Annotated in this window: 23 protein-coding genes; 6 read left to right on the top strand and 17 right to left on the bottom strand. The window is 39.6% G+C overall.

Annotated features, from left to right (window positions below; all coding sequences use genetic code 11):
- The 3 genes from EO126_RS04415 to EO126_RS04405 form a co-directional block, all read right to left on the bottom strand.
- On the bottom strand, positions 1–1,191 hold the full coding sequence (locus tag EO126_RS04415) for an aminotransferase-like domain-containing protein (RefSeq protein ID WP_006556863.1): 1,191 nt from the start codon (positions 1,189–1,191) through the stop codon (positions 1–3).
- Positions 1,192–1,226: 35 nt separating this feature from the next.
- Positions 1,227–1,988, bottom strand: coding sequence for a basic amino acid ABC transporter substrate-binding protein (locus EO126_RS04410; protein WP_164726701.1), 762 nt, complete (start codon positions 1,986–1,988; stop codon positions 1,227–1,229).
- A 317-nt stretch (positions 1,989–2,305) separates the two neighbouring features.
- Positions 2,306–3,124, bottom strand: coding sequence for a basic amino acid ABC transporter substrate-binding protein (locus EO126_RS04405; protein ID WP_006556865.1), 819 nt, complete (start codon positions 3,122–3,124; stop codon positions 2,306–2,308).
- A 660-nt stretch (positions 3,125–3,784) separates the two neighbouring features.
- Here EO126_RS04405 and EO126_RS04400 point away from each other — a divergent pair.
- The 6 genes from EO126_RS04400 to EO126_RS04375 all read left to right on the top strand — a co-directional run bounded on the left by EO126_RS04400 (position 3,785) and on the right by EO126_RS04375 (position 7,350).
- Complete coding sequence (locus EO126_RS04400) at positions 3,785–4,387, top strand: HD-GYP domain-containing protein (protein ID WP_006556866.1); 603 nt, start codon at positions 3,785–3,787, stop codon at positions 4,385–4,387.
- A 415-nt stretch (positions 4,388–4,802) separates the two neighbouring features.
- A complete protein-coding gene (locus EO126_RS04395) occupies positions 4,803–5,039 on the top strand; it encodes a hypothetical protein (protein ID WP_006556867.1) in 237 nt (78 codons plus the stop codon).
- 41 nt (positions 5,040–5,080) lie between these two features.
- The gene (locus EO126_RS04390) at positions 5,081–5,293 is read left to right on the top strand and encodes a hypothetical protein (protein WP_006556868.1); all 213 of its coding nucleotides are present in this window, start codon (positions 5,081–5,083) and stop codon (positions 5,291–5,293) included.
- A 114-nt stretch (positions 5,294–5,407) separates the two neighbouring features.
- Positions 5,408–6,214, top strand: coding sequence for a hypothetical protein (locus tag EO126_RS04385; RefSeq protein ID WP_006556869.1), 807 nt, complete (start codon positions 5,408–5,410; stop codon positions 6,212–6,214).
- A 382-nt stretch (positions 6,215–6,596) separates the two neighbouring features.
- On the top strand, positions 6,597–7,085 hold the full coding sequence (locus EO126_RS04380; protein WP_006556870.1) for a hypothetical protein: 489 nt from the start codon (positions 6,597–6,599) through the stop codon (positions 7,083–7,085).
- A gap of 52 nt (positions 7,086–7,137) precedes the next feature.
- The gene (locus EO126_RS04375) at positions 7,138–7,350 is read left to right on the top strand and encodes a hypothetical protein (RefSeq protein ID WP_040771343.1); all 213 of its coding nucleotides are present in this window, start codon (positions 7,138–7,140) and stop codon (positions 7,348–7,350) included.
- 178 nt (positions 7,351–7,528) lie between these two features.
- Here the strand turns inward: EO126_RS04375 and EO126_RS04370 are convergent, their stop codons facing one another.
- The 14 genes from EO126_RS04370 to EO126_RS04305 form a co-directional block, all read right to left on the bottom strand.
- Positions 7,529–8,185, bottom strand: a complete 657-nt coding sequence (locus EO126_RS04370; RefSeq protein WP_006556871.1) for a ComF family protein — start codon at positions 8,183–8,185, stop codon at positions 7,529–7,531.
- A 51-nt stretch (positions 8,186–8,236) separates the two neighbouring features.
- Positions 8,237–10,381, bottom strand: a complete 2,145-nt coding sequence (gene recD2, locus EO126_RS04365; RefSeq protein ID WP_006556872.1) for an SF1B family DNA helicase RecD2 — start codon at positions 10,379–10,381, stop codon at positions 8,237–8,239.
- A complete protein-coding gene (locus tag EO126_RS04360) occupies positions 10,381–11,148 on the bottom strand; it encodes a shikimate kinase (protein WP_006556873.1) in 768 nt (255 codons plus the stop codon). The genes recD2 and EO126_RS04360 overlap by 1 nt, the downstream gene beginning before the upstream one ends.
- Before the next feature lie 313 nt (positions 11,149–11,461).
- On the bottom strand, positions 11,462–12,646 hold the full coding sequence (locus EO126_RS04355) for an aminotransferase-like domain-containing protein (protein ID WP_006556874.1): 1,185 nt from the start codon (positions 12,644–12,646) through the stop codon (positions 11,462–11,464).
- A 241-nt stretch (positions 12,647–12,887) separates the two neighbouring features.
- Positions 12,888–13,820, bottom strand: a complete 933-nt coding sequence (gene ribF / locus EO126_RS04350; RefSeq protein WP_006556875.1) for a riboflavin biosynthesis protein RibF — start codon at positions 13,818–13,820, stop codon at positions 12,888–12,890.
- Positions 13,821–13,832: 12 nt separating this feature from the next.
- On the bottom strand, positions 13,833–14,708 hold the full coding sequence (truB, locus tag EO126_RS04345) for a tRNA pseudouridine(55) synthase TruB (protein WP_006556876.1): 876 nt from the start codon (positions 14,706–14,708) through the stop codon (positions 13,833–13,835).
- Positions 14,708–15,646 carry a DHH family phosphoesterase gene (locus EO126_RS04340; RefSeq protein ID WP_006556877.1) on the bottom strand — a complete coding sequence of 313 codons (939 nt, stop codon included), beginning with the start codon at positions 15,644–15,646 and terminating at the stop codon, positions 14,708–14,710. Before EO126_RS04340 ends, truB begins: the two co-directional genes overlap by 1 nt.
- Positions 15,630–15,998 (bottom strand): 30S ribosome-binding factor RbfA, encoded by a 369-nt coding sequence (gene rbfA / locus EO126_RS04335; RefSeq protein ID WP_006556878.1) that lies wholly within the window; start codon positions 15,996–15,998, stop codon positions 15,630–15,632. The genes EO126_RS04340 and rbfA overlap by 17 nt, the downstream gene beginning before the upstream one ends.
- Positions 15,999–16,007: 9 nt before the next feature.
- A complete protein-coding gene (infB, locus tag EO126_RS04330) occupies positions 16,008–18,605 on the bottom strand; it encodes a translation initiation factor IF-2 (protein WP_006556879.1) in 2,598 nt (865 codons plus the stop codon).
- 17 nt (positions 18,606–18,622) lie between these two features.
- The gene (locus EO126_RS04325) at positions 18,623–18,928 is read right to left on the bottom strand and encodes a L7Ae/L30e/S12e/Gadd45 family ribosomal protein (protein WP_006556880.1); all 306 of its coding nucleotides are present in this window, start codon (positions 18,926–18,928) and stop codon (positions 18,623–18,625) included.
- 4 nt (positions 18,929–18,932) lie between these two features.
- On the bottom strand, positions 18,933–19,208 hold the full coding sequence (gene rnpM, locus EO126_RS04320; RefSeq protein WP_006556881.1) for an RNase P modulator RnpM: 276 nt from the start codon (positions 19,206–19,208) through the stop codon (positions 18,933–18,935).
- Entirely contained in the window at positions 19,208–20,296 is a 1,089-nt protein-coding gene (gene nusA / locus EO126_RS04315; protein ID WP_006556882.1) for a transcription termination factor NusA, read from the bottom strand. Before nusA ends, rnpM begins: the two co-directional genes overlap by 1 nt.
- Positions 20,297–20,336: 40 nt before the next feature.
- Complete coding sequence (locus tag EO126_RS04310; RefSeq protein WP_006556883.1) at positions 20,337–20,795, bottom strand: ribosome maturation factor RimP; 459 nt, start codon at positions 20,793–20,795, stop codon at positions 20,337–20,339.
- A gap of 192 nt (positions 20,796–20,987) precedes the next feature.
- Positions 20,988–21,647, bottom strand: coding sequence for a hypothetical protein (locus EO126_RS04305; protein WP_006556884.1), 660 nt, complete (start codon positions 21,645–21,647; stop codon positions 20,988–20,990).
- Positions 21,648–21,748: the final 101 nt, after the last annotated feature.

Raw genomic sequence — 21,748 nt, 5'->3', positions numbered from 1 at the left:
TTATTTAATCATATTTTGGTAAGCATCGGCCAATCGTGAAACGGCCTCCGTTAATTCGTCCGGCTTAAGCCCCGTAAAGTTGAGTCGCACGAAACCTTGTTTCTGCGGTTTTACAAAAAACGGTGTTCCCGGAATCGCTAAAACACCTGCTTTAATAGCATATTGGAAAAATTCATACTCATTCAAACCGGCCGGCAAAGCAAGCCATAAGAAAAAGCCCCCTTCCGGTACAGTAAATGTAAAATCCGGCAATTTATTTTGCAATCCCTTTACCAAAGTATCACGACGTTCTTTATAAACCTTATTCATTGACGACACATGGTCATCGTAAGAATATATATTCATAAAACCGGCTGCTATTGCATGATCCGGTAAAGAACTGTGAATATCGGCGCACTCCTTAACGAGTGACAATTGCGTAATAATGGTTTGCTGAGTTGCTACCCAGCCGATACGAAGGCCCGGGCTTAACGTTTTGGAAAGGCTCCCCATGAAAAGAACTTGCCCCTTCGTATCATAAGAGGCCAATGCTTTATGATATTCACCGGTATACGTAATTTCACCATATGGATTATCCTCTAATATAATTACATTATATTGAGAGACTAATTCCATAAACTGTCGGCGTCGTTGATCTGACCAACAAAGCCCCGTCGGATTCTGATAATCGGGAATTACGTAAACTGCTTTAATTGATGAGTCTTCTTGAAGTGCTTTCGCCAATAAATCCAGATCCATGCCTTCGTCATCACAAGGAATGCCTTTTAGAGTGGCGCCTGTCATAGTTAAGCAGTTTTTGGCATCAATAAAGGTAGGATCTTCCACCAAAACAGTATCACCCGTTTCCAAAAACAAACGAGCCGCCATATCCAGCGACTGCATAGAGCCGCTGGTAACTTGAATAGCATCCGGCGAAATTTGAATGCCGTATTTAGTCATGATTTGACTCAGATGTTGACGCAAACCAAAACCGCCTAAACTATCGCCGTATTGCAATACATCACGGCCTTCAGCTTTAAATACTTGTGCCGCCACATGACTCAATTCATCAACAGGAAATAATTCCGGTGCCGGTACTCCTTCACCGAGTGATAAAATGCCCGGTACTGCTTTAGCCTCATCTTTTAACGCGGCAATGGCAGAACGCTCTAATTGTAACGCCCGTTTCGCATATAATGTTGAAAAATCCATTTTTATCACCTGTCTATATATAATGTCATATTATATTACTGAATATCACCGAACCATTTTTGCTGCAATTTATCATATTCGCCGTTAGCTTTTAATTTTTCAAAAGCAGCATTCATCTTATCGAGCAACTCTTTATCATCATTACGCACAGCAATAGCAACAGTATGATCTTGCAAGCCAACCGGTACAATTTTTAAATCTTTCATATTCAGTTTCTGGATATAATATTTTGCTACCGGTTCATCAAGCATAGCAATTTGAATATTACCACCTTCTAAATCTTGTAACATTGTAGAAATAGCGTCAAACTCTTTAACCGTAGTACCTTGTTTGCTCTGAGCTAACATGGCGCCGGTAGTACCGATTTGAGCACCAACCGTTTTTCCGGCAATATCCGATTCACCGTTTACATTATTGGTGTCTTGACGGACAACCATAACGAGTTTCACATGATAATACGGTTCCGTAAAATTAACTTTAGCTTCTCGCTCTTTGGTCACTACAAGACCGGAGGTAATAGCATCAATCTGTTTACTTTGTAAAGCAGGAATTAAACCGTCAAACGGAAGGCTTACGAACTTTGCTTCATAGCCCATTTCTTTGGCTAACGCATTACTTAAATCTACATCAAAACCTTTATACGTATGATCTTCAGCATATTCAAACGGCGGATAGGTCGTTTCCGCACCAAACGTCAAAACTTTTTTGTCAGAACTTGTGTCACTTCCGCAACCCGCTAAAACACCAGCCGCAATGCCCACTGCCATTACTAGGGTTAACCCTTTTTTCCAATTCATAATGTTCCTCCTCATTCTAGAAACCATTTACAAACTACTGTAACAGTACATTTTTATACTATCATGTTACATAACAATTTAATACTACTATTTTAAAAATGACTTCCAAGACTATTACGAATATCACCGCTATTTCATTCTTCTAAGATTTTGGCAATCGTTTCGACTTATCTGTAATTATATACAAAAAGTACTATGCTAAATATGTTTGCTTCAGTATTGCTAAACATTTTATCATAGTACTTCCTGTTGCTCAAATCTATTAGCTAAGGTTAATTAGAGCCATATATACTATCTGCGAATTAATCTGATTTCAATCAGTTACCGGGCCATTCAGTCGGCATATCGGCTGGTGCATCAGTTTTAAACCATTTCTGGTAAATCGCATTCAATTCGCCATCTTTTTTCATTTCGGCCAATGCTTTATTTACAGCTTCCTGTAATTGTTTATTATTTTTAGCAAATGCGAAACCAAAATATTCTTTCGTATTAGGATATGGAATTACTTTTACATCGCCTTGATGTTTAGATGCATAATATTGCGCTACCGGTAAATCAAGAACAGCTGCGTCTACGCCGCCTTTATTAAGTTCTAATAAAGCATCACTGCTGTGATCAAACTGTTTTAACTTTGCATTGGCAATCTTGGCAGCTAAATCAGCACCGGTTGTGCCCATCTGAACGGAAATATTTTTACTTTGTAAGTCTTCTAAGGTATTAATTGGCGAGTTGCCTTTAACTACTACAGCTATACCGGATTCATAGTAAGGAGCTGTAAACAATACTTTTTCAGATCTTGCTTTGGTAATCGTCATACCGGATACTGCCATGTCGATATCTTTGTTACCAAGACTGGGAATCAACGCATCAAATGCTACGTTTTTGAACTGCACATCAGCGTTCATCTTTTTAACAATTGCTTTTACCATATCGATATCGAAACCGGTTAAATCCTGAGAACTTTCGTCCTTGAATTCAAACGGTACGAATGTTGCATTAGTACCTACTTTAATAACTTGTTTGCCATTAACAGCTTGACCGCTGTTCGAATCACTGCCGCAACCGGCTACCAAAGCCCCCATGGCCAAAACCGCCATACCCGTTAACATAATTTTCTTCATCTTCTGCGTAAACATAATTCCAGCTCCTACTCTTCTTCTTGTATAATCATGAATTCAAACTCTCTCTCAACTGAGTTTCTCTAACTGGTATGACATGATTATACATAACCTTGCATAAATAGTCAATAGGAAAATGCATAAAAATTCAGATTTTTTTGTATAAAAATAAAGACAGCCCGAAAGCTGTCTTTATATATACGGCTGACCTGGTCTTTGCCCCCACACTCGCCTACTGGAAGGTTCGCTCCTAAGCCCGTGGCTCCCCACTACTACTCCTCTCGATTTTATCGGTAGGTCTTACATCTAAGCCGCACCATGCTCATAATGTCGTTGCACTACTTACGTGGATCGTTTTGCCTGCGACTGGCCTCGACTTTCAACCACAGACCCGTATGAAGAAATTATACGCAAAGAAAATTACTTTGTCTATACAAAAATGATATGACAATTTTTTTTATTTTCCTTGATACTTTAGATAACGAAAGTATTCTATCTTTACAATTCCTTTACTTACCGTATTCTCTTTTATATTATCAAAAAGCAATCATACATCTTTCAATTTTTCAACAATTAACTATACATAGATAGCAACATCAACCTATACCAAAAAATCGCAGAATATTGTATAATGTGTTTACTTGTTAAATGGGGACATAAAGGGAAGGACTCAGTATTATGTTTATGTTATCTTTAATGCAGCCATCGGGCTTATATGAATTGGAGAAAGATAGCCTTGAGGCTATCAGTGCCCAACTACTGCAGATGATTCGTATGAAAAGCTACGAGCTATATACACATTCCATTAATGTGGCGAACTATTCTGTCAGCATTGCAGCAAAATTGGGACTACCGGCCAACGAAATAGAACAAATCAGACATGGCGCATTATTGCACGACTTGGGTCTTATTATGATGCCCTCTACTGTTTTAAAAAAAGCGCCGTTCTTTAATCGTCAGGAATTATCTAAATATCGTCAACATCCGGCAAACGGGGCAAACATGATTGAAAATTATCCTTGTTGTCAATCGATTATCCCCTACATCCGCTACCATCATGAACGTTGGGATGGTTCGGGATTTCCTAAACACTTATGCGGCAGTAATATTCCGTTAGGTGCTCGCATTATTGCAATTGCCGATTATTATGATTCCGCAATTAATCCGTCAACGGAATCTTGGTCGAAAAGTAAAAAAACCGCAAAACAGGAATTGTTCAGCGGCTCCGGTATTTACTTCGACCCTGACTTAGTCAAAGCCTTTATTGAAATTATCGGCTAATACACAAAATACGCCTACATGATCGTTCATATAATATAAGCCCAATGACAAACAGCTGCCCTCGCAGCAAAAGAAAACAGCCAAGCAATTGGCTGTTTTTTTGTACTTATTTTCAGCTTATATATATTTAACATTATATAGTTAAATATACAAAACTTTATTGAGTTAGGTTTTAAGTAATTTTATACTGTTCATTTTTAAAACAATCTCATAGCATTCTCTCCTATACACTCTTTTCTTAATTTCTGTTTGTGATATACTCAATTCAAATATAACGTTATACCATCCCGTCATATGAATTAAAAATGAGTTTTATATCAATTATTATATTAACCCTCATATATCAAAATGATAACATAAAGCTATAAAGAGCAGTATCTTATATATTTGTTAAAAAGAAGGGAGCATGAAATCAATGAATAAATACTTAAAATACTGTAAAGGATTCTTCTTAATATATCTCACTTCCCTGTTCTTGTTTGGTTGCGGACTTGGCAGTGATACAATTACTACCGGCTACTACAAGGATGTGTCTATTAAGGCCAACGGCGAATTTATCATCAAAGATAAAGTAGATGATGAACTAGCAAAAAAGGCGGTATATATTACTATGTTGAAGTCGGTAAAGACGGTGCCTCCAAAGACAAAGTAACAAGTATTACTGCAAAGGCCGGCGGGATCCCTATCGATATCATGTGGAAAAGTGCCCAAAGGAACGAACCTTTTGCCCTAATGAGCAAAATTTCCATTGATTACGGTCAAGAGGGCTATATAAAAGAAACCTATGAAATGGAAGACGGTAAAAAAGGACTTGGAGTCGACGGAGAATCATCGGTACGTTATAAAATTTCCCAAGATGGTGAAAATAAAGGAAAAATAGAAAGAATTTATTTCTATAATGACTAAGGTGATAATGAAGTAACTAATAAATTAGCCCAAGCTACTATTTCATATAATAAAAACGGTCAAATTAATGAAATTACTTATCTGGATAAAAATGGGGATAAATCCACAAATAGATTGGAAGCCAATAAATTAGGATTTATTTACGAAAAAGAAAAACCGGAAGTGCTTACCGCCTTAGAGATTAGAGATCATAATGGCACTCCAATTAATAATAGATGGGGGTTTTCTCGTGTCACCTATGAATATGATAACGCGGGTCATGTTATTACAACTAAAGCATTAAACAAAAATGGAGAGCTTGATGGTAATGCTCCGAAAAGTTCTTTATATGACATTAGTGATACAAACACACTCACATTACTAACTTCAAATATCAAACAGGGTTTATTCACCAGCGGACCTGAAATTAGATATACATATGATGATAAACATAGAGGACCGGTGAAAATTGGCTTCTTTGGTATCGATGGCTTACCAACCACTCTTGAAAGCGGGCTAAGAGGAGTCGCCGCTTTCAACATAACCTATGACGAAAATGATAACATTACCAGCTTAAAACTCATTGGGACCAACGGCCTAAGTATCTCTCCCGATACCGATAGAAAAAGTGAGCCCGACGAAATAAAAATGGAATATGACAATAAAGCAAATATAATTAAAATTTCCTTTTTTAAAAACGGTGAACCTATTCCTAGATCCTATCGTTATCAAAGAGAGGATGAAACAGCTGTTGCTTCTATTAGTTTTCAATTTGATGAGCAGCGACATGTAACAGAGGTAAGATATTTCGATAAAAACGGAGCTCCTACATATAGAACTACACGTAGAGGTAACCTTCAATATTACGGTGTCAAATTTAATTTCGTAGATAATAAATATGTTCCTACATATTATCTTGACTCACAAGGAAATGAACTCTGAAAAATTTAGCGAATGTGCTGATTTCCTAAAGTTTTCATCACTTTAATTTCAATAATTATAATCCCTCAGCTTAAATCAATTTTAAATCATGTACTGAAATTATACTATCACTCCTATTACTATATAATACAATACTATAAACTCAGTACCGATTAAATGAAAACACCGTGAACAAAAAAATTCGCGGTGTTTTCTTATTATATAAATTATAAAGATTAAGTAATTAAATTAAGAATAAAAGAATATATATTTTCTTTTTTGGCACTGAATAAACGTTAATATTCTAATAATTGTCATGTTAACCGGCATATTTCAACATGATAATATTAAGACATAATATACCTTATCTCATACGTCAATAAAAGAAAGGAATATGAAATTTATGGGTAGATACGCGAAGTACTGTAAGGGATTATTATTGGTATGCCTCTCTTCCCTGGCGTTAGTCGGCTGTGATTTTGGCAGCGATACGCTTACAACAGGCTACTACAAAGATGTTGGTATTCGAGCCAATGGCGAATTTGTTGTCAAGAATAAAATAGAGGATGACAAAGCAAAAAAAGGTGATACATATTTCTATGTTGAAATCGGTAAAGACGGTGCTACCAAAGATAAAATAACCAGTATTACGGCAACCAACGGCGGCATCCCTATTGATATTCATTGGAAAAATGCCGAAGGCAATGAATCTATAGCCGAAATGAGTAAGGTTACTGTTGACTATAGCCAAGAAGGCTATATCAAAGAATCCTATGAAAAAGTAGATGGCGATAAAGGTCGTGGGATAAACGGCGAATCATCGGCTCGCTACAAAATCGCTCAAGACGGCGAGAATAAAGGAAAAATAGAAAGAATTTATTACTACAATTAAAACGGCGACAACGAATTATACATATACTTGGGTAGTTCATACTGATGGAACCATGGAAATTCTTCGACCAAAAGGTAAAAATTCCAGCTATTACTATACAGTAAGTAACGTAAATATTAATTCAAACGGAACCGGCTCATTACGGATTGAGATGACCAACAAAGAAACAAATAAATCTCTTACACCTGATACATTAAACTTCACAAATATCAATCGTTTTGAGTTCACCGATGGCGGCTATCCGTTTGTACGTCAAAGCAACTAGTAATATTCAATAAAATAAAGACAACCATTTAAGAAAATCTCAATTAATTAAATTAAGTTTTTCTTAAAACAAAAATTCCGTGAACATATAATGATTCACGGAATTTTTTATTGTCATACCTATTCAATACGCAACAACTTACAACATCATCAATATGCATATGTAAACGTTAATAACCTTAATGTCCTCCTGCCAATGTCACCCCTACAATCGCCTTCACATTATAAGCTTCTTTGAGCACAGTTGCTGCTGACTCCAAAGTAGCGCCGGTTGTAAATATATCATCAACTAATAAAATAGATCGTCCTTCCAAAAACCCTTGTTCGGCTATCTTTGGCAAAGATTTAAAGGCATTTATCATATTTGCTTTACGCTCGGTACGCCCTAGCGAAAACATGGCCTGCGTAGAATCAATTTTTTGTAAACAATCCAACCATGACCAGCCGAGCCAGTGAGCCCATTCTTTAAAAAGTACATCTACCTGATTATACCCTCTCACAAGCCGTTTTTTAGGGCTCACAGGTATGGGCACTACATAATCCGGTTTTATTGGAAGCTTATGAACCGAGTCAACCATAAACGAATAAAAAAAAGGAGCGGCCCATTTGGCCCGCTCCTTTTTTCCATGAAATTTTATATCACCCAATATGCTTTTTAAGCCTTTGTCATAATGTCCGATTACATACACTTCACGCAGCGCCAATCCATCTAAATCAGTGATTCGACGTACATCATAAAGTTCATCAAAACAAGTTTGACACCATTCCCCTTGGTGCCAAACTTCCGTACCGCACCCCGGACAAGTGGGCGGAAATACAAATTCACTCCAATGCATCAATATTCACTTCCCCTTTGTTACACGGATAATAGTACTATGATAAATTTCTTATACCAAGCCCTGCAAGCGCTCTTTAAATAATGTATAACGAGTAGTCCCGCTTTGAGTGCTGACAGCCTTCTGAACTGCCGATTTTGTCCCTACAAGAATCACCTTGTTTCGAGCTCTTGTTACAGCCGTATACAATAAATTACGCTGTAACATCTGTCTATAAGTCGGAATAAACGGAATAATGACCGTACCGTATTCGCTACCCTGGCTCTTATGCACCGTAATGGCATAAGCCAGCATAAAAGAACTCATATCTTCCATCGGTACATGAACTTCTTTATCCATAAAACGTATGCACACTTCTGTTTTCGAAATGGAAAAAATAACGCCGATTTCACCGTTAAATACTTCCAAATCATAATTATTAAGTACTTGAATTACCTTGTCACCGACACGATAAATCTGTCCGTTAAGCTTAACCTCCGAACGTGTTGATGCAGCCGGATTAATGGCTTGTTGAATCGTTTTTGATATAGCCAAACTGCCGGCTACACCACGGCGCATCGGCGAAATAATCTGTACATCCAGTTCATCATCACTCTGCGCTAACGCTTCTTTATATAAAGCAACAACACGATGCATCATATCGGTTACACTATGAACTTCAATAAAGCTAAATTCCCCCTGTGCCGTCAGCTTAGGCATGTCACCTTTATTAATATCGTGAGCATTGGTAACGATACGGTTTCCTTCTTTTTGACGGAAAATCGTGTTCAAACGGACGGACGGAATAATTTGACTGTCCAATAAATCACGTAAAATAAAACCAGCTCCGATTGGCGGCAACTGATCCACATCTCCAACGATAACTACATAGGCATTTTCGGGAATAGCTGCCATCAAAGAGTAATAGAGCTGAACATTAAGCATAGATGCTTCATCTACAATAATTACATCCGCTTCTAATAAATCATCTTCATTTTTAGTAAATTCATAAGAATCACTGCCTTGCACGGGCATCAACATACGATGAATCGTAGTTGCTTCATAACCGGTAGCTTCAGTCAATCGCTTAGCCGCACGCCCCGTAGGTGCACATAAGAGAATTCGATTTTGAGGTGTCTGTTGAAAAGCTTCCACCAACGCCTGAATAATTGTTGTCTTCCCTGTACCCGGTCCGCCGGTAATTAAAGATATTTTGTTCTGTAAGGCCAAACCAATGGCTTCTTTTTGAGCATCGCCCAAATGCAGGTCTTTTTTTGCCTCGAAGGCTTCAACAAAGGACTCTAGATCAAGGCTGATCACATCGGAATCCGCCATTAAATTCTGCGTCAAATAAGCCGCTTCTGACTCCGCATTATAAATACTCGGCGAATAAATATAGAGCAAACCTTCATAATCTGTAGCGACAATCTGACCATAGTCCAATAGTTCTTCTAACCGAGCCGCAATTTCATCAGCAAAACCGCCCAACATATCAAAAACTATACCGATTAATTCATCAGCCGGCATACAACTGTGACCGTTATCACCGATGTTCCTCAAAGTATATATAATTGCAGCTTCAATACGACGTTCATCATTCGGTTCGATGCCTAAAGAATTCCGTAATGTATCACACATAGAAAAAGTAATGGCTCCGTCTATATCCAGCAAACGGAACGGATTGTCTCTAAGTACGTCGATGGTAGCGCCGCCATAGGTTGTATATAAAAGACGGCTCCAACGTGAAGTAAGGCCTGCTTTTTCGAGAAATCGATTGATTTCCTGAAGCAAACCTTCGCCACGCATTACATTATACAGTTCTTCTTTTACACTTTTTCGTAAGTTCGGAACTTCCAATAATTCAGCCGGATCTTCAGAGCGTAAAATAGTAAGTAACGCTTCTTCAAAATAAGCGATGATTTTATCGATAGATTTCTCGCCTAAGCCTTTTACCCCCAGGTTAAGCAAATATTGTTTAGCCCCATACAGAGTATCCGGTTTTAATCGCTCCAATGTGGCCGCCTCAAATTGGCGGCCATACTTTTTATGTGTAATATAACGACCCGAAAGTTCCAAATCATCCCCTTCTTTAGGGGCTTCTAAATTAGCTGTGCAAACCGTTCGTTCTTCATTATAATCTTCCAATAAAAACACGCAGTAGGTATTGGTTTCATTTTGATAAATGAGCCGTTGCACAATACCTCGGAGCGTTTCCATTAGCGAACCACTTTAGGTAACGCTTCGACGATTTGATCCACTGCATCGGCAATGGTGCTGGCATTCTGAACTTTTACATGGCTGACCTTTTCATATAAAGGATAACGTTCTTCGTAAAGGCGGAAAATATATTCAATACTTTCTTTCAATAACGGACGAATCTCCATATCTAAATCGTCAAGAATTTGTGTTACATCACGATGGATAAACACAACAAAACCGGATTCACGCATAAGTTTCACCGTGTCTTCGGATAATACGGTACCGCCGCCGGTAGCAATAACAGCCGGCATTTTGTGATTTACAATGTCTGTAATTGCTTCAAATTCATCATGGCGGAACGCTTCTTCACCATCATAAATAATAATGTTTTGAATGGACTTACCGGTTTTTTCCTGAATAACCGCATCCAAATCATAAAATTCCATTCCCTGATGTTGAGCTAATGCCTTACCTACAGTAGTTTTACCGGCACCCGGCATACCAATCAAAAAAATATGTTGCTGCATATGTTGTTTTTGACAGGTTTTGCTGATATCCAGAATGGAGTTTACGAAATTATTTACATAGCCTTTTAAATCACCGGCTTGTACATAACTAAGTGTCTTGGCCAATACTTCCTGTTCCCGTTCCGGTTCGTAAATTCCAAGGTTTTCTTTTTCTTTAATTTTAGCGATTTCCAATATTACCTTTAATCGTTGTTCAAAGGTCGTAATGAGGACTTTATCTAATTCATCAATCTTCTGACGTGCTTCTTGTAAATTCATAATAACCTCGCTTCTCATATAGCTTTATCCAATAAGTATTGGGTTATATTCAGAGAAGAACATTTGTATCCTCTCATGCCCTTCTATTTTACCATATTCCCTTATATAGTTGTAGCGTTTGCCGTTAATTTCCCATTGCGGCCAAGATAAACGATGTATTTATTCTTTATCATAATCGGCTGGTATATTTGATAAAAAAGACCTAAATATCTTCAAATGACTTATCGCCACCAAAGATATTCAGGTCTTAATTTATAAATTCCTTACATTAGCGATATTAAATTGTACTACAATCAATACGATCGCCAATACCTTATTTTAAGTTTTCTTTCAATACATCAGCAATACGTTTAATCCCGTCACGGATTGTAGCTTCATCATTACAGGAGTAATTTAAACGGAAGAAATTAGTATTACCTTCCGATGTGAAAAAGGCTTCGCCCGGTACGAACGCTACTTTACGTTCGATACATTGTTTTAAAATATCACGCGATTTAAGTTGTTCAGGCAAGGTGCACCAAATGAACAAGCCTCCTTCAGGATAGGTATGGGTTACTTCCTTCGGGAAAAATTCATCAATAGCCTTCAACATGGCATCGCGACGACTCTTATACAATTTAATAATCGATTTTACATGTGCATCAAAATCAAAGTTTTCAAGCCAAGTTTCACATACGCGTTGTGAAAACGGTGCCGTGGATAAATCCATATTTTGTTTTAACAGATCCAACTTCTCAATAAATAACGGATTGGCCGCAATCCAGCCGAGACGGAAACCGGGTGCAAATGTTTTGGAAAATGTGCCCAAAGAGCAAACAAGATTCTTCGTATCAAAAGTCGTTAAGGATGGTAAATATTCACCTTCATAACGAAGTTCGCCATACGGATTGTCTTCGATAACCGGTACCTCAAATTCATCCACTACTTGCATAAATTCGGCACGGCGTTCACGTGTCCAAGTAATCCCCGTAGGGTTTTGGAAATCTGTAACAATATAAATTAAACGTACATCGTGAGTTTCCAAGGCTTTACGTAATTCAGAAATAATCATGCCTTTACCGTCACCGGGAATTTCAACGAAATTAACCTGGGTCAAATTAAAGGCCGTAATAGCGCCCAAATATGATGGTTTTTCTACAATAACGGTATCCCCTTTATTACAGAATAAACGGCATAACATATCAAGTCCCTGTTGGGAACCGCAAGTAATTAAAATATTATCTTTAGTATATTGTGTTTTTACAATTCGATTCATACGCTTTGCAATGCTTTCACGAAGCGGTTCATAACCTAATGAAGGTCCGTACTGCAAAGCCTTGCCGGCATCTCCGTTGAGTACGATTTCGGTAGCTTTTTTAATTTCATCGGCAGGGAATGATTCTTCCGCCGGTAAGCCGCCGGCAAAGGAAATCATATCAGGCTGCGCGATGAGTTTTAATATATCTCCTGTATCTGAATGTTTGATTGCATTAACCGGTTCTGAAAAACGTATAGCCATAATATAACCTCCTTAAAATATTGTGGTTTTTATCATACTCTCATCACAGCAAAGTGTCAACTAAAAGAATACAAGAGTTTTTTCAGTGCGGATATTTTCTAATGAATTGTATTTAAAATATTAATAACTAAAAAATATAGTTTTATACTACTTCTCAAACATCTAAAAAAATGCAGATATAACACCCAAAATATAAAAAACACCATTAAAGCTCTAATCTTCAATGGTGTTTATAAGAAATCTATTTTTGTTTGAAAAAATCTTTGGCAGCTTGTTCATCAATTTTCATCTGTTTTATTAATTCATCAAGTGAATCAAAACGTTTCTCCGGCCGTAACAATTTCCAAAATTCAATGGTCGCCTCATAACCGTAGACCATTTTATCAAAATTAAATAAATGAACTTCGAAGCGATGATACTGGTTTTCAAATGTAGGATTATCTCCTAAATTACCGACACCTTCACACCAATTGCCATCGATAAATACACGATTTACATAGACGCCGTCAGGCGGTAATGTCATTTCCTTTGGATATAGAAAATTCAACGTTGGAAATCCTAGAATGCGACCTCGTTGATCTCCTTTAATGACAGTACCTTTAAACATAAACGGACGGCCCAATAAACTGTGAACCAATTCTAAATGACCCACTTTAACGGCTTCACGAATTAATGTACTGGACACATGCTCCTGAACTTCAGGGCATTGTGCCAATGATAAAGCATACACATTGATTCCCTTAGGTTCAACTAAAGCTTTAATCAAATCAGGCGTTCCCAAACCGCCGGCACCGAACGTAAAGTTCTGACCGACAACAAATGCCTTGACCTCATTATGAACAGTTAAGGCCGCTACAAAGTCATCCGCCGTCATAGCAAGCAACTCTTTAGTCATAGGCAGTCGTAACACAAAATCAACGCCCAAATCTATCAAGACCTTAGCCTTTAATTCGGGTTGCAATAAAGAACCGGGACAACGCTCCGGGTTTAAAATATAGAGCGGATGATGATCAAATGTGACCACAACGGTGCAGGCCGCCTGTTCCCTTGCCTCGGCTACCGCCCTTTGTATTACAGTTTGATGACCTTTATGAAGTCCGTCAAAGGTTCCTAATGCATACACAATATTTGATTGTAATTGTTCTAACTCTGCAAAGGATGTTAAAATCTTCATACATTAATCCTATTAAAAAATATTCTTAACTACTTTTAAACCTGTTGCCGTACCGGTTACGATACCGAAAAATCCGGTATCACTGTAAGCACGATACATTTGATTAATTTCACCATTAAAGCCGTCTATATTAGTATAAGGCCATTGCTTACCTTGTTTCAAGGCTGTAAATCCATTTTCTGAAACAATTACCATAGGCAAATGCATTAACGCCGAATCGGTTGTGCCTACGGCCCCTTCACCTTTTTCAGCTAATTCTTCCGCAGTAACCGCCTTATCGATAGTATATTCACCCACGGCTGTACGAGCCAACTGAGTCATCGTAGCGGGAATACCTATTTTGGCCGCTATATCGCGCAATAACGCACGAATATAAGTACCTGCGGAAGAAGTAACGCGAATGGTAAAATACGGATATGAGTAGGCCAAAAGGCTGCATTCTGAAATCTCTATAGAACGAGCCGGCAAGGTAAATTCCACACCTTCACGAGCCAATTCATAAGCTCTGCGTCCGTTAATTTTAATGGCCGAGTAAATTGACGGTGTTTGATCTTGCTTGCCTGTAAACGACGCTACTGTCGCCGCTAACACTTCCCATGTAGGAATAGTACTCGGTGTCACTTCCGCTTGTAGCGGATTCCCCGTAATATCTTCTGTATCTGTACCAAAACCGAAACGGCCTTCCGCCACATAAGTCTTAGTCATAGACTCAGTATATTCAATAATTCGCGTTGCCTTACCTACAAAAATAGGCAAAACTCCATAGGCTAACGGATCCAACGTACCGCTGTGACCAATGCGACGCTCTTTCAAAAGACGTCGACAAATACCGACTGCGTCATGACTGGTAATCCCCGGTGGTTTTAAAAAAGGAAATACGCCATCCATCAAGGAATCACCGCCAATAATTGTTCGATAGCACCATCAATATTCGCCTGAATGGTACATCCCGCAGCTTTTACATGACCGCCGCCGCCGAAATGGCCGGCAATTTTATTCACATCGGTTACCTTGGCACGCAAACTGACACGAGTAACATTCACATCAACTGCTTTTAACAAGATGGCAATATCCACCGTATCCACATTGCGAATCAAATCTACATAGCCATCCGTATCATCGCCAACTTTAGCCATTAAAGCCTCATCAAGTGCGAGTACGGCGACTTTACCGTTTTTATAAAAACGAATCGTTTGCAAAGCTTCTTTCATGACTTCAATACGAGCCACAGTTGTCACTTCCACATGTTCGGAAATGACATTCGGTTTAGCTCCGTTTTTAACACAAAGAGCTGCCATATTCAACGTATTCTCCGTCGTATTGCTGAAACGGAAAAAACCACAGTCCGTTGCAATAGCCATATATAAAGCATTGGCCATTGTTTCCGTAATCGGCCAATCCCAACTATTGCACAAATCCGTCAATATTTCACCGGTAGCGGCAAATTCCGGTTGCAAATATAGTCCATCGGCAAAATGACTGTTGGAAATATGATGATCGATATTATAAATCGGTGCTTTACATAATTCACCGACGCGACCGATTCGCTCAAACGTGCTTGCATCCAAAACAAGCAACATGTCCGTTGTCCAATCAGTCATTGTATCAACCGAACGTATTTCATCTACATGAGCCAGAAAATTATATTTTTCAGGAATGATATCATCCACTACCATAGTAACGATCTTACCTTGTGCCGTCAAAGCTTCATAAAAAGCCAAGAGTGACCCCAAAGCATCGCCGTCCGGATGGACATGAACCGTCAATATGATATTTTGGACTTTATCCAAGGCTGTCTTTAGTGCCTTTTTATTTATCATCACCATGTTTGGCCTCATCCTTTTTGATGTCATTGAGCAAAGACTCAATATGCATGCTGTAATCTAACGAAGTGTCGGCATCGAAGAAAATTTCAGGCGTATAGCGCAAATGCAACACCTTGCCTAATTCACTGCGAATATGACCGGCGGCATGACGCAATGCCTGTAGCGAAGCTTTTTTCTCTTCGTCTTTACCGAACAGGCTTACATAAATAGTAGCCTGACGTAAATCCCCCGTTACTTCTACTTCAGTAACGGTAACGAAGCCGATGCGCGGGTCTTTAAGACCACGCATCAACATACCGCTTACTTCTTGTTTTATAAATTCTTGTAACTTACGTACACGAACGTCACTCATAGACGCCTCCTAAATCTGTGGCTTAATTTCTTCCATCGTAAAGGCTTCAATGATATCGCCTTCTTTAATATCACGGTAACGTTCAATGGAAATACCACATTCAAAACTACTCTTCACTTCTTTTACTTCATCTTTAAAGCGACGTAAAGAGTCTACATGACCTTCATGAACAACTACACCGTCACGAATTAAGCGAATTTCGGATTTATTCGTAATCACGCCTTCCGTTACATAAGAACCGGCAACAATCGCTTTCGGTGTGGAAATAACCTGACGCACTTCCGCACGGCCCAAGATAACTTCTTTAAATTCAGGTGTCAACATACCGCGCATAGCGCTTTCTACGTCGTTAATAGCGTCATAAATAACGCGATACGTACGAAGGTCTACGCTTTCTTTTTCAGCTGCTTTACGAACTACAGCATCAGGACGTACGTTGAAGCCAATGATAATCGCATTCGAAGCGGATGCGAGCATAACGTCGGATTCATTAATAGCCCCTACGGCAGAGTGAACAATAACGATACGAACTTCCGAATTCTTAATAGCTTCCAAAGACTGACGCAATGCTTCCACCGAACCTTGTACGTCTGCTTTAATAATAATATTTAAGTCTTTTAATTCGCCCTGTTGAATTTGGTTAAAAATATCATCCAAAGTAACTTTATGGCTGGTACCCATTTCGGCCAAGCGCTGTTTTTCAACACGTTTTTCGGCGATTGCACGAGCTTCGTTATCATCAACGGCGTTCATGATTTCACCAGCCTGTGGAACATCGGATAAGCCGAGTACTTCCACCGGCATGGACGGACGGGCTACTTTTACTTTTTCACCGCGTTCATTTGTCATGGCACGAACTTTACCGTAGGCTACACCGGCAATGATATTATCGCCGACACGAAGGCTGCCTTTTTGTACCAATACGGTACATACAGGACCGCGACCTTTATCGAGTTTGGCTTCGATAACAACGCCTTGAGCATTACGGTTAGGGTTAGCTTTTAATTCCATAACTTCCGCTACAAGCAAGATATTTTCGAGCAAGTCATCAATACCTTGGCGCTGTTTGGCGGATACAGGAACCATAATTACATCGCCGCCCCATTCTTCAGGCAATAAGCCGTGTTCCGCCAACTGCTGTTTAACATGGTCAGGGTTGGCACCCGGTTTATCCATCTTGTTGATGGCAACGATAATAGGTACATTAGCAGATTTCGCATGGTTAATCGCTTCGATTGTCTGCGGCATTACACCGTCATCGGCAGCAACTACCAATACGGCAATATCCGTAGACTGCGCACCGCGCAAACGCATAGCTGTAAACGCTTCATGGCCCGGTGTATCCAAGAATGTAATCTTGTTGCCTTTATAACGAACCATGTACGCACCGATATGTTGCGTAATACCGCCTGCTTCGGATGCCGTTACATTAGTCTGACGAATTACGTCCAACAAGGAAGTTTTACCATGGTCAACGTGACCCATAATAGTAACAACCGGTGGACGAGGCTGTAAGCTTTCCGGCGAATCTTCGATTTCTACGATTTCTGTAGGATCTTCTTCAGGAGCTGCTTCGGAAACAGTAACACCGAACTCTTCCGCCACGATAGCCGCCGTTTCAAAGTCGATTTCCTGGTTAATGGTAGCCATAACTCCTAAAAGCATTAATTTTTTGATGATTTCACTCACTTCACGGCCCATAGCCTCAGCCAATTCTTTAACCGTTAAAGTCTGGCCGATTTCAATATGAGTAGCAATCATAGCTTCTGCTTTACGTTTCTCTTCTTCTTTATGCTGGCGATTCTGTTCATTACGCTGTTTTACGCGATTTTTGCTCTTCGCCAAGGATGTGGACAATAAAGACTGCGGACGGTTGCCGCCACGGTTTTTCTTGTCCTTCTTGTTGCGACGGTCATTATTGTTATTATCGCGGCCACCGTCACGATTGTTGCGACCTTCTTTACTGTTGTTGCGATTGTCACGGTTATCGCGATTATTTTTACGATCATTGTGATCGTTGCGGTTACGATCTTGATGTTCATTACGCGGAGCGCCTTCGTTTTTCTTTTCGCCATGACGGTTATTGCGGTCGTTACGGTCTTGACCCTTATTGTCTTGACGACGATTGTCCTGATTGCGGTTATCTTGACGCTGTTCCGGACGATTACCGTGTTTCTGATTATTTTGGTTACGGGAATCCTGTTTACCGTCATTATTCTTGTGACCGCTATTGCCTCGGTTGGCATTTTGTTTCTGACCGGAATTTTCGCTTTTAACGGCTTCCTGTTTATGAGCCGATTTATGTCCGTCAGATTTTTTTACTTCACCTTTAGGGGCTTCGTTTTTATGAGCGTCTGCTTTCTTAGGTTCCGCATTTTTATGATTTTCTTTAGAAGCCGGTTTAGTTGCTTTAACAGCCGTCTCTGCAGCCTTAGGAGCCTGGGTACCATGTCCTTTGAAATGTTTAGTTACCAATTCAATACCCGCATCATCCAAACCGCTGGCCGGTGTTTTTGATTCATAGCCGTTACGACTCAGAAAATCAATAATTTGCTTATTCTCTACATTTAGTTCTTTACTTAAATCACGTATTCTTTTTTTTGACATCTGCATGCCCCCTCAAATCAATTATCTATTTCTTTGAGCATTGCCTTCGCAAATCCCTCATCGTTGACGAGGACAATCGCTCTTTGTTCTTTGCCGATGGCATGACCCAGTTCCGCTTTTGTCAAAACACTTCTTAGCGGAACTTCATATTGCTGAGTTAACCATATATATTTCTCCGCATTATTCTTAGCACAATCAGTTGCCAGCAAGGCTAAGGGAATTGTACCACGTTTAATTGCTTTCTCAGCCACAAAATCGCCAGATAACAGCTTACCGGCCCGCTGCGCCATGCCTAATAAATTCTTAAATTTAGTTTCGTTCATTTGCTTATTCAGCCTCATTAAGTCCTAACTCAGCCTTTAAATTTTCATAAATATCAGCTGATACGGCTCGTTTCAAGGAGCGCTCCAAGCGCTTCGCTTTATAAGCGGTTTCAAAGCATTCTGCTTTCGGTTCGATATAAGCACCACGGCCGGCTGCTTTGCCGGTTCGGTCTATAGCAATCGTACCTTCCGGTGAGGCTACAATGCGTAGCATCTCTTTCTTATTACACAACTCGCCACAACCTACACAGATACGCATAGGAGGTGTTTTTTTCTTCATTACGCTTCACCGTCACCTTCAAGCAATTCATCAGCAACCGCTTCCGGTTCTACTTCATCTGCTTGTGTTTCACTCTTAATATCGATTTTCCAGTTTGTCAATTTAGCTGCTAAACGAGCATTCTGGCCGGCTTTGCCGATTGCCAAGGACAATTGGTAATCCGGTACAATAACGCGGGATGTTTTTTCTTCTTCATTCACATCAACGGAGACAACCTTCGCCGGACTCAAGGAGTTGGCAATATATACAGCCGGATCTTCATCCCATTTTACGATATCGATTTTTTCATCATTCAATTCATCAACAATATTTTGAACGCGTTGCCCCTTAGGACCTACACAAGCACCTACCGCATCAATCGTTTCATCACGAGATACGACGGCGATTTTAGAACGCATGCCCGGTTCGCGAGCTACGGATTTTAATTCAATAACACCTTCATAAATTTCAGGTACTTCCAATTCGAAGAGGCGTTTCAACAGGCCCGGATGGGTGCGGCTAATCATAATCTGAGGCCCTTTGGTCGTCTTTTTAACTTCTACGATATAGCATTTAATGCGATCGCCCGCTTTATAGGATTCAGTCGGAATCTGTTCAGCCGGCGGTAAAATTGCTTCTGTTTTACCGAGATCCACAAATACATTACGGCCTTCTACACGCTGTACGAGACCGGTAATAATATCGCCTTCACGGCTGAAATATTCTTCGTACACAATGCTGCGTTCCGCTTCTTTAAGACGTTGAATCAACATTTGCTTAGCCGTATGAGCGGCACTGCGACCAAAGTTCTTAGGCGTTACATCAACTTCTACAATATCGCCCACTTCAAAACGCATATCACGTTGTTGTGCTTCAGCGAGAGAAATCTCTTTCTCTGCATCCTCAACTTCATCAACTACGGTTTTCTTCGCAAAAACCTTATATTCACCGTTCTCACGGTTTAATTCTACATAGGCGTCCTGATTGGAACCCGGCTCTTTACGGTAAGCCTGCAGCAATGATGCCTCCAAGGACTCAAACACCACTTCCGGCGATACACCCTTCTGCTTTGTTAACACCATAACTGCCTGTACTAATTCTTGACTCACTTATTATTCCTCCAATATTTTTCTGTTTTATTTTTATTTTTTAAAATTCAAAATGCAAACGAATCTGAGCAATAGCGCTCCGTTCCAACACAAGCGGTGTTTCATCCACTTGAATGGTAATCGTCGTGTCGGTAAACTCGCCCAATGCACCGGTAAATTGTTTTTTACCGTCTACCGGTTTAAACAACTGTACATCAACATCGGCGCCTTGATAGCGAACAAAGTCTTTATCTTTTTTCAAAACACGATCCAGTCCCGGCGAAGAAACTTCCAATAAATAATTTTCTTTAATAGGATCTTCAGCATCCAACACTTCGCTCAGCTTCTCGCTGACAATCTGACAATCATCAAGATCGACTCCGCCCGGCTTATCCAGGTATACACGCAAATACCAATCACGTTCGCGCACATACTCCACATCCACCAGTTCCATCTCTGTCCCCTCTAAAATACCTTCTACCACTGAGGACACAAATTCTTCCACGGCTTCTCTTTTCATGGTTATCGCCTCCTTCATTTTGATGTAACACTTGTAATATTACGAGCACCGTATCCGCCAAGCCCCTGCCTGTTTTTTTACGCTTGCATAGTGTTTTACTATAAAGTAAAGAGTGAGCCAAGGCCCACTCTTTTAAAAAAGCTTATTTCGAATCACATATATTATATCATGAACACTGGCAAAACACAAATACTATAAACGATTTTGCAGGTCCTCAAGCACTCTTGTCAATTCAGTTTCGAGCTTACTTTCCAATTCCCGAAGATCCTTAGCATCGAGGTCATGGTTTATCTCCGGATAGTTATGACGACGAAGTTCTACGAAAAACTCATTACGAAGTACATTGTAGAAAAGCAACAGCCCCGATGTATCGTCCATCAACCGATATTCCGCAATAATGTAAGATCCGTTAATCATGCAAACCGCATTACTCGGCGTTATATCACGCACAAAGTTTCCGATTTTTGCCGGTAAAAATTCTTCATACGACCAATCAACCAAACCTTTTTCTTTGTACGCATAAGAAAACATATTATGTGCTTCAATTAAACGGTCTGTCAGGCCTTTCACAGCTCTATCTTTAAGAATTGATTCAAACTCTTCCCATGAATTACGGATAAAGTTAATATCCGTAAACGAAAAAAGCGGCATAACTACATGTACGGTATAGTCATTAACTTCTTCATCATATAAAGCTTCCCAGCGCCACCCCAATTCATTTTCATAATGAAAAAAGCGATAATACAAACCATCGGCGGTGGTATCAATCACAAGCTTAAAGTCACCCAGTGTAGCCGGTAGCCATGAAAAATCATAGGTACGTTCTTTACATTCTGCAATTACATCTGCCATCTGAATTATCCTTTCTCTATTCCCTATACAGGTTATATCTGTATCTTACACCGTTATCAGCGATTGTTATCATTATTCGCTTGCAATCATTACAGAACAAT

The organism is Veillonella seminalis, from assembly GCF_003992065.1.
Classification (GTDB): domain Bacteria; phylum Bacillota; class Negativicutes; order Veillonellales; family Veillonellaceae; genus Veillonella_A; species Veillonella_A seminalis.
This window is presented reverse-complemented; position numbering and strand designations above follow the sequence as displayed.